We start from the raw sequence: 13,898 nt of genomic DNA on the forward strand, positions 1-13,898 counted from the left end.
CAGCGAAGACAAGGCAAAAAGAAAAACACCCACGCCGAAGTTCAGCGTGGGTGCAACAATTGGGATCTGAATTAAGGGAATAAGCTCTTTAGGGGAGTAGCCCCGTCAGCGTGAAGTTGGCGGTTGTCGTGCTGGATGCTCCGACACTCAGGCTACTTAAGTTAATGCCAAGGAGTGCATTGACACTGAAACGGCCTTTCATTTCCAGCTTTCCGTCGTTGTCTTCATCTTCATACGCTACGACCACTAGCTCGTAGTCGCCGGCTTCGAGGAAATTGAATTGATAATCTCCGGTAGAGGACAGCCGCGCGCTGGCGACGGCGTTGAGGAAGAGTTCATCGTCGTCGTTTCCTTCTGCCTCATTGCTAGTGAAAGAACCGGCGGTGTAGGCATAAACGATGAATTCGCCGTTTTCGCTGGAGGCATTAGTTGTTGAACCGGAGAGGGAACCGGTCTTTTCCTTTTCAACAAACCTAAGGCTACTTTCGAGCCTGCTTTCGGCAGCGAAAGCATAAGGGCTGGCGGCATCGTCGGTCCGCTTCAGCGCTTTACGCAGGTCAAAGTCGATCACGGTAGCAACAGTGGAACCCTGGGTAAGTTGGAAACCTGAATTGGTGGCGCGGAGCGCACCGTCTCCGGCTACGTCCAGGGCTACTTTACCGTTGTCGTTCGTCATGGCGTAGCAGCCGGGGCTGTTGCCGGCGGCATCGGTAGCATCGTCCAAAACGATTTCAACGCTGCTGTAGGTTTTCGCTTCCAGGTCAGCGGCAACCAGCATCTCGGTGACGCCGTTCTGAAGGGCGGAAAGCTCGATGGTTGTCTTCGAGAAGCCTGCTACCGATTGTCCGTCGACTTTAACGTCGGCAACGGTAACGAAAACGGCTGAAACGTTAGGATCGTCAACGGGTGCGTCGGTCAGCTCCAGGGAGAAGCGGCCTTCGCCGGTGGTTACAGGATCATCATCGTTACAACCGACGGCAAGGAACATAATAAGAGAAAACACGGTGCAACGTGTCAATAAATTTGATACAGTCATGGTTAATGAAATTCGTGGGATAAAAAAGATGGTTTAAAAATTGGTTTTCCGGTTTGGGAAATGAGTCCCGGCCATGCAAGGCGGGGAGGTGATAAATGGTGGTTAAAGCTGAGGTCTAATATTTAAAAGCAGGCTATTTTGAGGTAGACATACGAAGGCTTTTAATGGAGTGGTTTTGGGGAGGCAGGTTTTTTCAATGAAAATTCTACCCATGATCAACCACCTGAGAATGTGTATGCTTTACTCCTTGTCCGTAGACGAGTTTTCCTGCGGCCAGAGAAACGAGACGAGAATTGGAGGTATTGTACCAGGCGTGTTAATGTTGGGGGTTACTCCTTCTTCCCAATCAGCAAGGCAGTTTAAAGATGGGCGTTACCAACTCCCTGCTCTCACCCTTAATACTGCACTTCCAAACCTTCCCCTGCACCTGCGGCCGCGCCCCCAAATCTGCGTTGATTCAACTAAGTACCCCTTTCAATTGTCCTTATCCGAACGATCCCATTAATATGACCATGCCCCCCCGCTCCCGCGCTCAGGAAAGCCGTACCGCCGTACAACGCCTTTATATTGCCATGCGCCACCTGTTGATCCGTGGAAGTTATAAGCCAGGCGGCATGAGTGGGAAAACCCTGATGGATAATCTGATGCTGTTACGGCCGGAGATCTATGGCTCAATTGCCGACGATGAACGCGTGGAACTCAATGGCCTGCACTACGTCTTCAACCGCTTACCCCAAGGTATTGAGGAGTGCCGGTTCCTGAAGTTAATTACCCGCGAGGGCTATGAAAACAGTTCTTTCGAACCGATCATCGCCCCTGCCCGCCGCCGAAGTGCTTACCGGATCGATGAGAATGAGATGTACATCGAAATGACAAGAGGGCGGTCAGATATTTACGACATCCTCACTCATCTGACCTTTCTGTATTCCGAGGCGAATAAGATCTACCGGAATAGCCTGGATAGTAAGGAGCGACCGATCCGGGAGTGGGAATTGTTGGAAGGAATTGTGCTGGGAGACGACCTTGGAGCAGATTTCAAATTGGAAACGGCCTACACTTACCTAAGCACGTTGCTGGGGCGGACCTACGATGAGGTGGTACACGCCTGTAAGCGATTTGCTAATGCTGAAGATATCAATTCGCTTTTTCACGTAACCTACTGGCTGGGCCGACTGGCCAAACTGGAGGCGGAAGCAGATGAGGATCGGGAGATCACCTTCAGCAGCTCGCTTCGGGAATCTACCGGACACCATTACTACGGAGAAATGTGGGCCCTCAACATCAAAGCGGTATTGCTGGAGCGAAAGCTGATTGAGCGACCATTGCACATCATCAGCGCTAACCTGCACAGTGTAGCCAATAGCCTGTTTGGTGCAAGTTCACTGTCGGTTAAGCTCAAGAAACACAAAGGGTTGTTTGAATTTGCCCGGGCCCTTAGCCAAGCTGAATATAAGCACCTGCGGCCGGAAGTATTTAAACTAGCCCGCAAAAATGGCCTGATTGAAATAGCGGATACAAGTGGCACAAACCTTGGCGTACAGCTATTTGACACGGCGAAATTTGATCCCAAACTGGTGGCACCGGAGGTTAATTTTCAGCCTGCGAAGAATCCGGACCAGGCACCCGTAATTCTGGTAATGGATTATGCTTTTGGCGAGCAGGCCTACGAGAGTATGGACGAACTGCTGCGACCTTACCACGATCCGGAAACGGGCACGGTGTACGACATGGCGGTAGAAAGCATCAACATTATGGGCAAAGCCGGGATCCTTGAAGGGCAAAAGGGAGATATTATGGTGCCTAATGCGCACGTATTTGAAGGTACAGCCGATAACTACCCCTTTGATAACCATTTTACGGCCGATCAGTTTGCCGGCGAAGGCCTCGGAGTCTACGAAGGACCAATGGTTACGGTTCTCGGTACCAGCTTGCAAAACATACCGATCCTCGACTATTTCCTGACCAGCAGCTGGGCTGCGGCCGGACTAGAAATGGAGGGCGCGCACTACCAGAAAGCCATTCAGGCGGCGACCCACATACGCAAATCTGTCAACCCCGACCTTAAAGTCCGGTACGCCTACTACGCCAGTGATAACCCGCTGTTAACGGGGCATACGCTCGCGTCAGGCTCTTTGGGAGCTGATGGGGTGAAGCCTACCTATCTGATTACTGTGCGGATGCTTGAGGGGGTTTTGGGCAGTTAAAAGCACTGACAACCTACTGATCTTTCCTTTTCTATCCCGGTCACCTAACCACGGGCGGAGTACCAGCATCATACCTTTTATAAAAAAAAGTACGCTCCCACACGCCAATAAGTATTTGAGACGAATCTATTTGATACAGATAATATATCTAAGTCAAATAGACGCCAATGCAACTCTCTTCTTTCCGTAGTACCATCTTTTACAGCATTGAAAAAGCGATCAAGGCCTATCGGCGGTTCGCGCTGGAGAATATCCACCAGGGGCACCTGGAGCTGACCATCAATCAGGGGCTCCTGCTTTCACTAATTGCGGAGTCTTCTAACATCTCCCAGGTAGAGATGGCAGAGATATTATTTAAAGACTACGCTGCGGTAACCCGAATGATTGAGCTCATGGTCAAGCATGGCTACCTGGTTCGTGAACCTCATCCGGAGGATCGTCGTCGTAGTCTGCTCAAGCTTACCCCCTTAGGTGTCTCTACCGTAAAAGATCTAACCCCGATCATTAAAATGAACCGGAAGCTGGCGCTGGCCGGACTGGACGCTGCTGAGCAAAAGGAATTGCACCGGTTGCTCCATAAAATCATTGATAACTGTGAAAAGCATTAATTATGAACAATTATACTCTCCTTCTCCTCCTGCTCTGCCTGGCCCTTACTTGCTGCCAAAAGGCGGACCCGGGTTTTGAGGAACGACTCACCACACTCCGCGGAACAATTGATCAGTTGGGACAGGAAGACCTCTATAGTGGCGTTGTACTACTGACCCGTGGAGACGAAACATTATTGGAAGAAGCTTATGGCCTGGCAGACCAGAAAAGTAAGGAAGCGATAGGCCTGGATACAAAGTTTAACCTGGCCTCGATGAATAAGATGTTTACGGCAGTAGCCATTATGCAGCTACGGGAATCGGGTAAGCTTGGTCTTCAGGACCTTGTTGGCCAGCACTTGCCGGATTATCCGGATATATCGGTAAGGGATAGTGTGACCATTGAGCAATTGCTTACGCATACTTCAGGTCTGGGAGATTTCTTCAATGAGAAATTTGAGCAGCGCGAACCTGCTTCCGTCAGGACACTGGATGACTACCACTCCCTTTTTGTTGGAGACCCGCTTAATTTCAAGCCGGGGGAAGGTTTTGCTTACAGCAATGCAGGTTATATTGTGCTGGGGTTAATCATCGAGCAGATAGCTGGCCGGAATTATTATGACCACATCAAGGAAGAGATATTCATTCCCTTAGCGATGAATGATTCAGGATGGGGACATTCAGATACCATTGTTCCTGGTTTGGCTAAAGCGTACGTACAACGTGACTCTCTTGGGTTTTGGCAGGAAAACCCATATTTGGCCATAAAGGGTAGCTCTGCCGGAGGGGGCTTTTCTACTGTCGGAGACCTTTCAAAATTTGTGAAAGCGCTAAAGTCAAACAGCCTGGTATCGGCCAACACGCTGGCAGAAATGACCGATGATAGATTTGAAAACGGCTATGGCTACGGCTTTAGTCTAAGGGAGCTGAATGGATGGAAGGTATACGGCCACAATGGCGGGTTCCCAGGTGTATCTGGAGAGGTGGACATCTTTGATCAGGATGACCTGGTCGCAATCTCACTTTCTAACCGAGGACCACGTAGTGGCTGGGCAACGATGCGGTCACATTTGCGGGAAGCTATTGTTGGGAAGACGGAGGAGTCTCAGAGTTTTCAACGTGCTGAGCAGGTGGTGGCCACTTACGAGGCCGAAGGTCAGCCGGCAGCGCTGGCACTAGCTGAATCTTTTGCCGGAGAACTCGACGAGCGGCAGTTGATCCACCATTCTGAACAGTATTACGAGGCTGGAGAGCGCTTAAAGGGGATTGATATTCTGGAGATAGTTGTACAGTCTTTCCCTGAGTCGTGGTTCCCGGTTTCTATTATGGCTGATCTTCAGATAGAAGGAGGAGATACCACTACGGCGGTAGCGAATTACAAGAAAAGCCTGGCATTAAACCCTGACAACAGGTGGGCGACGGACCGGCTGAAGGAGCTTGGGGAGTAGTCCTATTTCTTTGGTTCCCAATAAGGCGCGGCCGCAGGTGCAAGGAAGGGTTGAAGGAGCAGCATAGTTAGTTCATAGTTCAATAGTTCATAGTGGAATGAAACTATTGAACTATGAACTAATCCACTACAAATAAACCCACCCCTGCTCAGCATGGCTCTTAAGGATGGCATCACAAATGACCAACTCACGGTACCCATCTTCGAAGCTGGCGTAGTGCGTGTTTTCATCTGTGGCGGCGTCGCCGGCGAGGATGGCGTTGTAGAAAGACCGGAAGCACTGTTTGAAAGTATCGGGGAAACCTTCGTTGTGTCCGCCGGGGTAGTTGACGTACGGGCCGGCAAGGCCGGTCAGCAGCGCCGGATCCTTCTGCAGGAATTCGGAGGGGGCATCCCGCCGACCAATAAGGAGTTCGTTGGGGCGCTCACTGTTAAATTCGTAAGCCGCGTTTTGGGTAGCAATATCGTAAGTTAACCGGTTTTTATGCCCGGCGCTGACTTGGGTGACGAAGAGCTGCCCTCTGGCACCGCCCTTGAATTTGAGGAGGATACTGGCACAGTCGTCGGTCGTGACCGGAATAGACTCGAGGTCTTCGTCGCGTAGTTTTTCATTGTTAAACGAGCTGACTTCCCCCTTTGGCCGTCGACGGGTTGTGTGGACGGTTGTCAGGTCAGCAAGAACAGCTTCAACTTCCAGTCCGGTGGTGAAATGAACAAGGTCGAGCCAGTGGGTCCCGATGTCGGAAACGGCACGAAGGGCACCTCCCTGGTCAGCGAGTACGCGCCAGTTATAGTCGGTGTCGTAGAGTAGCCAGTCTTGCTGGTACCCTCCGACGACGGAAAATATCCGGGTACCTTCTTTTGCCAGCCTTTCTTTTACTTCCAGATTCATGGGGTAGAAGCGGAGGTTGTAATTGACGCCAGCCTTCAGGTTGGTGGCAGCGGCAAGTTTGACCAGTTCTTTACCCTGTTCTGAAGTCATGGCCAGGGGCTTTTCGCACATTACGTGCTTACCGGCGGCGAGGACTTGCTTCACCATGGGGTAGTGCAGCACATTGGGGACAGCGAGGTGGATGACGTTCAGTTCGTCGTCTTCCAACATCTCCTCGAAGTTGGCGTAAGCGTGTGCCAGATTAAGCTGCTGGCAGGCTTCTTCCGCGAGCGCAAGGGTCGCGCTGGAGATTCCTTTGACACGAACGCCGAGCCGGCGGAGTCCTTCAACGTGAACGGGGCCAATAAATCCGGTACCGGCAACACCGGCGGTAATGGAACTGTACATTTTTTATTTGCTTAAAAAGTTATGGGTAGATATTCGATGTGCCGACTGGCGCTAAGGCCAAGCTAAAGAGATTTATTGATTTTTAAGCAAAGGGGGACTTAGAATTTGCGGCGTTCTACTAAATCCAGACGGTTTTTAGCCAGTACAGTGTAATTTAAGGTTCAATATTTAGGCTACCTTGATATCGCGTAGCGAATACACATTAGTTATCCCGGACAAAGTCCGGGGTAACGGACTAAGGACTAACCTTACGACGCGCAGCGTCGTCAAACCTTAACGGCCACTTTCGTTACCTGGGACTACGTCGTTCCTCCTTGTCTCAGGCAACTCAAGTGCAGTGGCTGCGCGACAAGTAAAAAGAAGTGAAAACTTAATTTGCACTAGTCTTCGCGAGCAGAGCTACTTGCCAGCACGCTTTCCTCTCCATCTGCGAAACAGCCATACCCCCAGAAACCCAAGAATAAGGAGTGGCCAGATTGCCAGAGTGCCCAGTATCAGGTCCTGAACTAACTCCCAACCGTAGGCCAGACTGGCCACTAGTTTACTTCCGAAACTACGGGTATAGGTTTCACCGGTGTTCCGGTATTCTACGGTTTCATAAAGCTCAAGCGTTAGGGTGGAAAGAGATACCTGATCACGGAGGTAACGCAGTTGACCTTCTTTGGACTCAATTTCTTCGGTAATGACCCGGATCTTGTCTTCGGCGTTGAGGATGTCTTCTACTTTCTGCGCTCGATTCCGGAGGATGTCGATGTAACGGTCCCGAACGTCGCGTTTAGTTTGGAGCCTGGTTTCGAGATCCAGCCATTGAGCGGTTACGTCCCGACTATCGAGATTCTGGTAATCTATCTGGTTGGAAATTTGAGGAAGAAAGGCCAGGGTTCCTTCCAGTTTGCCAGCCGGGAGCCGAATGGTGAGCTGGGCAGCGTGTTCGTAGGTGGAGTTACTGCGATGCTGGCTGGATAGGAAGCCGCCGTTTTGGCTGATCAGGCGGGTAACCCGGGCAAGTGCGGTATCGAGGTTCTCGACCTGGGCCCGAGCGGAGGCAGTGTAGATGACCTTTTGCTGACGCACTTGTGGCTGGCCGTCGGGTGCTGGCGGCGGAGGCGGCTCAGCGGTTCGGGGTGGTTCCATTTCGAATTCTTCCATGCTGGCGTAATCGTCCATCTCGTCGCCAGCGGAGGATTCCACGCTAATGGAAGATGGGGCTGAGGAGTCATATTTAGCCATGCTCCCTTCATTGCCACAGGCGAAGAGGAAAACGGCAATGATGGTACTGAGCAGTGTGCGAATTAGCATAGTATTTGGATGTTTAGTAGGATAGATGCAACCAGGTGAAGAAGTGCATAGGCAGAATTTTGCATTTGCAATTCGTTGACAATTTGGTGTACTCTCCTCTATTCAGGAGTAATTGCCTACCACAAATGATTAATTAAGCCCATTTTATAGCACAAAAGTTACCGTTTCTTTGGTTATTGGAGGAAATAGCCTGGAGGAGTGATGTAGTGGTTTGGCCAATCAGTCTGCCAGGGAAAGTGCCAAGACAAAAGAACCGATGAAGGAAAGATACCGAGAATATGCGGGAAGCTGTTTTTTACCAGTACTGTTGCTGATCGCAATAGCTTTACCTGCTTTTGTGACAGCGCAGGAAGACAACCTGTATGTTGAGCGTATTGGCTCTCAGGAGGGCTTGTCCGCCAATTACGTCACGAGTATTTTCCAGGACGATGACGGCTATATTTGGTTCGGCACCTTTGGCGGACTTAACCGATATGATGGTTATGAGATCAAGGAATTTACGCCTAATCCTCAGGTGCCCGGTTCCATCAGCGGTATTCGTGTTTTTACGATTACGGATGATAAGGAAGGTAACCTTTGGGTAGGCACTACGGGCAAAGGGCTGAATTTCTATGACCGCTCCACCAATAAGTTTCGAGTAATTCAACATGATCCGGAGGATCAAAGCTCCCTACTTAGCAATACCATTTCGCACCTCGCTTCTGATCAACGTAACCGGATGTGGGTCGCAACTAATGAAGGGCTTAGTGTATTGGACTTGTCTGAATTTAAGGAAAATGAAAAACCAGCGTTTCAACACTTTCAACTTGATGACGAAATAGAAAGGCAATTTATTCAAACGGTTTTTATAGATGATTCAGGTAATATATGGGCTTCTTCCCGCCGATATCTTTACCGAGCTTTGGATAGTGATAAACCTGTGTTTAAGAGGATCTCTAACCTGGGTTTTACTGACACACCAATTGAATCTATTGTACAAGCTGCTAGTGGAGAGTTGTTAGTGGCTGGTGGCGCCGGGCTTTTTCAACAAAACGCACCGGGTAGTGAGGAATTTACCAAGGTTGGGTATTTAACCAGCATTTCCACCATGGCTTACGACAAGCGAACTGATCAACTTTGGGTCGGTGCAGCGTCCGGGTTGCACAAATTTGCCATTGGCAGGAACGGTGAGACTCCGGTAAAAATGAGCCATTATCATTACAATCCGCAAGACCCTAAAAGCCTGAGTGGGGATGATGTAACTGCCTTATTTATAGATGAATCAAGAGTAGTTTGGGCCGGCACCAGTGGAGGAGGCGTCAGTAAATTCGATCCTTTACGAAAAAAGTTTTATCACCATAAGAATTCCTCTGGTACCTACAGCTTGTCTGGAAATACCATTCGTGCCGTATATCAAGATGCTGCTGAGCAGGTCTGGGTTGGGTCAGACGGTGGAGGGCTAAATAAGAGTACCACTAAACTGGTCCCTAATGAGGAGTCAACCTTTCGACACTACTCCGTTCCAAATCGGGTTTACGCTATCCTGGAGGTAAATAACGAGATTGAACATGCGATGTATTTCGGGTCGGCAAGCGGACCTGGAATGTTCAGGAAAAACCTGAAAGTGGCTAACTCTGATATTGAACCACTCCGGGAGATGGCCGGATCGGTTTTTTCCTTGTTGGAGGATCGCCGGGGATCAATTTGGGTTGGCACGTATTCGGAAGGTCTTTTCCGTTGGGACCCCGATAAGAATGAGCCTGGTGGCTACCGGAAAACGTCCATCGGTTTTGCAGAAGACCAGGAAGGAGCGTTGCCGAACCATATAATCAGGAGCCTGAAGGAAGATAAATCTGGTAATATTTGGATCGGAACCGGGGGAGGACTGGTATTACTCAGAGCCGAAGATGCATTGAGCGATCACCCGCAGTTAACGGTGTTTAGAAGTATTCCTGGAGATAGTACTTCTCTTAGCAACGACTACATCCTGCCGATATATGTGGCAAAGGATGGTAACATCTGGGTAGGTACTTTCGGCGGCGGACTCAATCGTTTTCTCCCCCCTACGGAAGGAGAAAAGGCACGCTTTAAATCTTACGGGGAGAAGGAAGGGCTCATTAATGGCGTGATTAAAGATATTCTCGAGGATGAAAGCGGGCATTTGTGGATCAGTTCAAATAATGGAATCAGCCGTTTTAATCCAGAAGATGATACTTTTGAAAATTTTGATGTGAATGATGGTCTCCAGGGAGATGAGTTTGGTGAGCTGGCAGCCTTCCAGCAGCAGGACGGAACCATGATTTTTGGCGGAGTAAACGGCCTTTCCGTTTTTAGCCCTCAGGCCATTAAACCTAATCCTATTCTGGCTAAGCCGATGATTACGGGAATGAGTATCCTGAATAAACCCATTGAGGTAGGGGAGAGCCGTGATGGCAGAATCGTATTGCCTCAACAATTTGGAACGTTAGACAAAATAGAACTCGATTATCACCAAAACAGCCTCTCTTTTGACTTGGCTGCTTTGCACTTCGCCACACCGAAGAAGAACAGCTTTGCCTATAAACTAGATGGCTGGGATGATGATTGGATTTACACCACGGCAGACCAACGGAGTGCTACGTACACTAATCTCCCTCATCGCTCTTACACTTTCATGTTGAAAGTAAGTAACAGCGACCAGGTTTGGAACGAGGAAATTTTGAAACTCGGAGTAGTCATTCATCCTCCTTTCTGGAAGACTACGATTGCCTATATTTTTTACGGCTTACTGTTTCTCGGATTCCTCTACCTAATCCGCCGCTATTCAATCATTGACATCAAAGAGAAGAACCTGATTCAACTTAAGAAAGTCGACCAGGAAAAAACGGAAGAATTGAACCAGTTGAAGCTCCAGTTTTTTACGAATATCTCCCATGAGTTCCGTACGCCGCTAACCCTGATTGCAGGCCCGTTGGAAAACCTTATTCGTAACCAGTCCAGTATCGCGCCAGACCAACGTAACCAATACTATCACCTGATGTATAAGAACTCAAAGTACCTCCTTCGGCTGGTGAATGAGTTGCTTGACTTCCGGCGCCTTGATCAGGGGCAGCTGAGTTTGCGGGTGAGTAAAAACGATGTCGTTAATTATATTGAAGAGACTGTAGCGCCGTTTGAATTTTTAGCCACAAAAAAGCAGATAGACTTCGAGGTGAAGGCTGAAGAACGGCCCATTACCACCTGGTTTGCGCCCGAAGCATTAGAGAAGATTCTATTTAACCTGCTGTCAAATGCCTTTAAATTCACTCCAGAAGGTGGTGCCATAGAAGTTGCCATTAGTAAAACGACCGCTGATGACCGTCGTTTTAAAACTCATTTACCGGGCTATGGGGCATTACTGATCACCGTGAAAGATACCGGTATAGGTATACCTTCAAAACAACTGAAAAGGGTCTTTGACCGATTTTATAAAAGTACCCAGGCAGAAACTGCTAATCGGGAAGGTGCAGGAATTGGTCTGGCGTACACCAAGAGCCTTGTTGATCGTCATCACGGCCTTATCGACGTGGTAAGTAAACCTGGTGAAGGAACTACTTTTTACCTGCGTTTTGCCTTGGATAAGTCCGTATACCACCGCTCAGAAATAGAGCAACGAGACCTGGATAACTATACTCCCCAAGCTGATCCGGTAGATTATTTTATGCCAGATGAGCAAATTTCAGACGATGAACTGAACGAACTTCAACTGCATACCAACCGGCTTGTTGAAAAAGAGGATGCTGAAAATACGCCGATTCTGCTGTACATAGATGACAACCCTGATCTGCGTAATTATATCCGTCAGAGCTTCTCTAATGACTTCAGGGTAATTGCCGCCGACGGTGGCGAATCCGGCCTCGAACTAGCCAGAACGTCTTCTCCTGACATCATTATCACGGACGTCATGATGCCGGGGATCGATGGAATGGAAGTATTGGAAACCTTGAAGAATGATCCACTGACGAGTCATATTCCGGTTATTATGCTGACGGCAAAAGACACCGAAGAGGGCAGGCTGGAAGGGCTCAAGTACGGAGCAGATGGCTACGTTACTAAACCGTTCAACTATGAAGCACTCCAATTACAAATTATCAACATCGTGCAGCACCGGGACATCCTGCGGAACCGTTTCCGCCGGGAGGTGATTACAGAGCCGGCAGAAGTGACGGTCACGGACTCCGATGAAATATTCCTCCGCCAGGCGATGGACATCGTGGAGGATAATATGTCGAACACAGAATTCAGTGTAGATCAACTGGTGAAAGAAATGGGTGTTTCGCGGAGCAAACTGTACCTGAAACTCAAGGCGCTTACCGGGCAGTCATCCAGCGAATTCGTCCGGACAGTCCGATTGAAACGAGCCGTTCAATTATTGGAAAACAGTAACTACTCCGTAAAGGAAGTGATGTACATGACCGGCTTCAATACTGCCAGCTATTTCTCCAAATGTTTCAAGCGTCAATTTGGAATCGTGCCAAGTGAGTATGTACGGCAAGAGAAGCGGGCGCGGATGGAAGAGTAGGGGACAGTACCCAGGATTCAGTAGTTAGGAGCCAGGAGCCAGTGTTCGGGATTCAGGAGCCAGTATTCAGGGCTCAGGGATTAGTACTCGTAGGACAATTATCAGAAACCGTTTTCATCCGAGAAGGCTGGAACACCGTGCACGATGGAAGGATAATAATCGGATTGATCGCCGGGGTTCCGCTTAGCCAGATCAAGAAGAGACACGCTTGAGGATGAGCCTATTCGTCATCTTAAGCTGCCCACTAACCTTGGTTGCTGAACCCTGAGTACAAATACCTTGTCCCTAAAACCATTTGTCCTATCCATTTATCAATGTCTGCTTCTCTGGCCTGACGGCGCAAATTACTTTTGGTACTCAGCCAACCCCATCCTTATGCGCCTACAAAAACTGCTTATAAAACTTCTCTTTGCACCCGCGGCCCCGCCCTTAAAATCGCTTAACCCCATGATGGTGAAAAACAACCTCTTTTACCTGTTGCTCTTCTTTCCACTTGTACTAGGTGCCCAACCGACCTTTCTGGCCGGGGAAGACCCTAAACCGGCGGGCCAAACCTGGATGTCCGTTCCTGAACTCTCCGATGAGTTTAAGGGTAGGAACATAGATCATACCAAGTGGCAAATTGAGCCAATAGGTAATGACTTTAGTTGGATCGGTCGTCCGCCTGGTTTGTTCCAGGCAAAGAACATCCGGCAAAAAGGTGGAAAACTAACCGTTGAGGTAGGCGTACTCGACGAACCTACGATAATGAACGGGGATACTTTCCTTTACTACGGTGGCATCGTTCGTTCCTGGAATCCCGGAACTCATGGCCTTTATTACGAGGCCAGGATTAAAGCGAACCATACGGAGATGTCGACCACCTTCTGGCTTATGTCTAAATACGATTGTGAGCAAAAGCAGGAACTCGACATCCTGGAGTGTGTTGGGGCGGTATCTCCACTGAAAGCAGATTGGGTGAAGAATTGGGACCAGATTTTCCATTCCAACGCCATCCACCGTAAGACGGAATGTAACCCGGAGCCCACCCAGATTCAAGCGCAGATGACCCCCGAAACGAAGAACTGGGAGCGATACTATGTTTATGGCTGCTGGTGGAAATCACCCGATGAACTCCGGTTTTATCTGGATGGAAAATACGTTTACTCCATCAAGCCCAGTATCGGCTTTAACATGCCTGCTTATCTGCATATGGCGATCGAAACCTATGATTGGAACCCCGTTCCGGCCGACGGTGGTGTTCTGGCCAGAATGAACAAAAAAGGGCGGACTACCAGCTACGATTGGATCAGGACCTGGCGGCTGGAAGAGTGATTTTGGGTGGCAGGCTTAAACGCTCAATCCACAAACTGGAGCCAGCTTATTTTTAGGGATCAGTACTGCTGGAATTGAAACTCCCCGGGCAAATCGACTTTGATGGCATCAGTCTGGTGCCCTGTTGCGTGCCGAAAAGGAAGTTTAGTAGCCCGCATGTCTTCACCGAACACAAGGCTAAATTATAAGTGACAAGGTAATGACCAATAATAA

At 49.2% G+C, this 13,898-nt stretch carries 8 protein-coding genes; 5 read left to right on the forward strand and 3 right to left on the reverse strand.

Annotation, left to right across the window (positions count from 1 at the left end; all coding sequences use genetic code 11):
• Positions 1 to 88: 88 nt before the first annotated feature.
• Positions 89 to 1,036 carry a DUF4382 domain-containing protein gene (locus tag B036_RS0122455; RefSeq protein WP_026232249.1) on the reverse strand — a complete coding sequence of 316 codons (948 nt, stop codon included), beginning with the start codon at positions 1,034 to 1,036 and terminating at the stop codon, positions 89 to 91.
• A 512-nt stretch (positions 1,037 to 1,548) separates the two neighbouring features.
• On the opposite strand from B036_RS0122455, the gene B036_RS0122460 reads away from it, so the two are divergent.
• The 3 genes from B036_RS0122460 to B036_RS32520 all read left to right on the forward strand — a co-directional run bounded on the left by B036_RS0122460 (position 1,549) and on the right by B036_RS32520 (position 5,275).
• Complete coding sequence (locus B036_RS0122460) at positions 1,549 to 3,240, forward strand: DUF6909 family protein (RefSeq protein ID WP_026232250.1); 1,692 nt, start codon at positions 1,549 to 1,551, stop codon at positions 3,238 to 3,240.
• Between the two features lie 167 nt (positions 3,241 to 3,407).
• Positions 3,408 to 3,848, forward strand: coding sequence for a MarR family winged helix-turn-helix transcriptional regulator (locus B036_RS0122465; protein WP_020570996.1), 441 nt, complete (start codon positions 3,408 to 3,410; stop codon positions 3,846 to 3,848).
• Positions 3,849 to 3,850: 2 nt separating this feature from the next.
• Complete coding sequence (locus tag B036_RS32520; RefSeq protein WP_020570997.1) at positions 3,851 to 5,275, forward strand: serine hydrolase domain-containing protein; 1,425 nt, start codon at positions 3,851 to 3,853, stop codon at positions 5,273 to 5,275.
• A 126-nt stretch (positions 5,276 to 5,401) separates the two neighbouring features.
• Here B036_RS32520 and B036_RS0122475 read toward each other — a convergent pair whose 3' ends face one another.
• Both B036_RS0122475 and B036_RS0122480 read right to left on the reverse strand, forming a co-directional pair.
• Positions 5,402 to 6,553: a Gfo/Idh/MocA family protein gene (locus B036_RS0122475; protein ID WP_020570998.1), complete on the reverse strand. Its 1,152-nt coding sequence runs from the start codon at positions 6,551 to 6,553 to the stop codon at positions 5,402 to 5,404.
• 399 nt (positions 6,554 to 6,952) lie between these two features.
• Entirely contained in the window at positions 6,953 to 7,852 is a 900-nt protein-coding gene (locus tag B036_RS0122480; protein WP_020570999.1) for a DUF4349 domain-containing protein, read from the reverse strand.
• A gap of 256 nt (positions 7,853 to 8,108) precedes the next feature.
• Between B036_RS0122480 and B036_RS0122485 the strand changes: the two genes are divergently transcribed.
• Both B036_RS0122485 and B036_RS0122490 read left to right on the forward strand, forming a co-directional pair.
• Positions 8,109 to 12,371: a hybrid sensor histidine kinase/response regulator transcription factor gene (locus tag B036_RS0122485; RefSeq protein WP_020571000.1), complete on the forward strand. Its 4,263-nt coding sequence runs from the start codon at positions 8,109 to 8,111 to the stop codon at positions 12,369 to 12,371.
• A 375-nt stretch (positions 12,372 to 12,746) separates the two neighbouring features.
• On the forward strand, positions 12,747 to 13,685 hold the full coding sequence (locus B036_RS0122490) for a LamG domain-containing protein (protein ID WP_020571001.1): 939 nt from the start codon (positions 12,747 to 12,749) through the stop codon (positions 13,683 to 13,685).
• Positions 13,686 to 13,898 lie beyond the last annotated feature (213 nt).

The sequence above is a fragment of the Neolewinella persica DSM 23188 genome (genome assembly GCF_000373105.1).
GTDB classification, from domain to species: domain Bacteria; phylum Bacteroidota; class Bacteroidia; order Chitinophagales; family Saprospiraceae; genus Neolewinella; species Neolewinella persica.

Bases quoted from the DNA above. Each gene is read 5' to 3' on its own strand.
- B036_RS0122455 (WP_026232249.1), bottom strand. From the start codon at position 1,036: ATGACTGTATCAAATTTATTGACACGTTGCACCGTGTTTTCTCTTATT.
- B036_RS0122460 (WP_026232250.1), top strand. From the start codon at position 1,549: ATGCCCCCCCGCTCCCGCGCTCAGGAAAGCCGTACCGCCGTACAACGC.
- B036_RS0122465 (WP_020570996.1), top strand. From the start codon at position 3,408: ATGCAACTCTCTTCTTTCCGTAGTACCATCTTTTACAGCATTGAAAAA.
- B036_RS32520 (WP_020570997.1), top strand. From the start codon at position 3,851: ATGAACAATTATACTCTCCTTCTCCTCCTGCTCTGCCTGGCCCTTACT.
- B036_RS0122475 (WP_020570998.1), bottom strand. From the start codon at position 6,553: ATGTACAGTTCCATTACCGCCGGTGTTGCCGGTACCGGATTTATTGGC.
- B036_RS0122480 (WP_020570999.1), bottom strand. From the start codon at position 7,852: ATGCTAATTCGCACACTGCTCAGTACCATCATTGCCGTTTTCCTCTTC.
- B036_RS0122485 (WP_020571000.1), top strand. From the start codon at position 8,109: ATGAAGGAAAGATACCGAGAATATGCGGGAAGCTGTTTTTTACCAGTA.
- B036_RS0122490 (WP_020571001.1), top strand. From the start codon at position 12,747: ATGCGCCTACAAAAACTGCTTATAAAACTTCTCTTTGCACCCGCGGCC.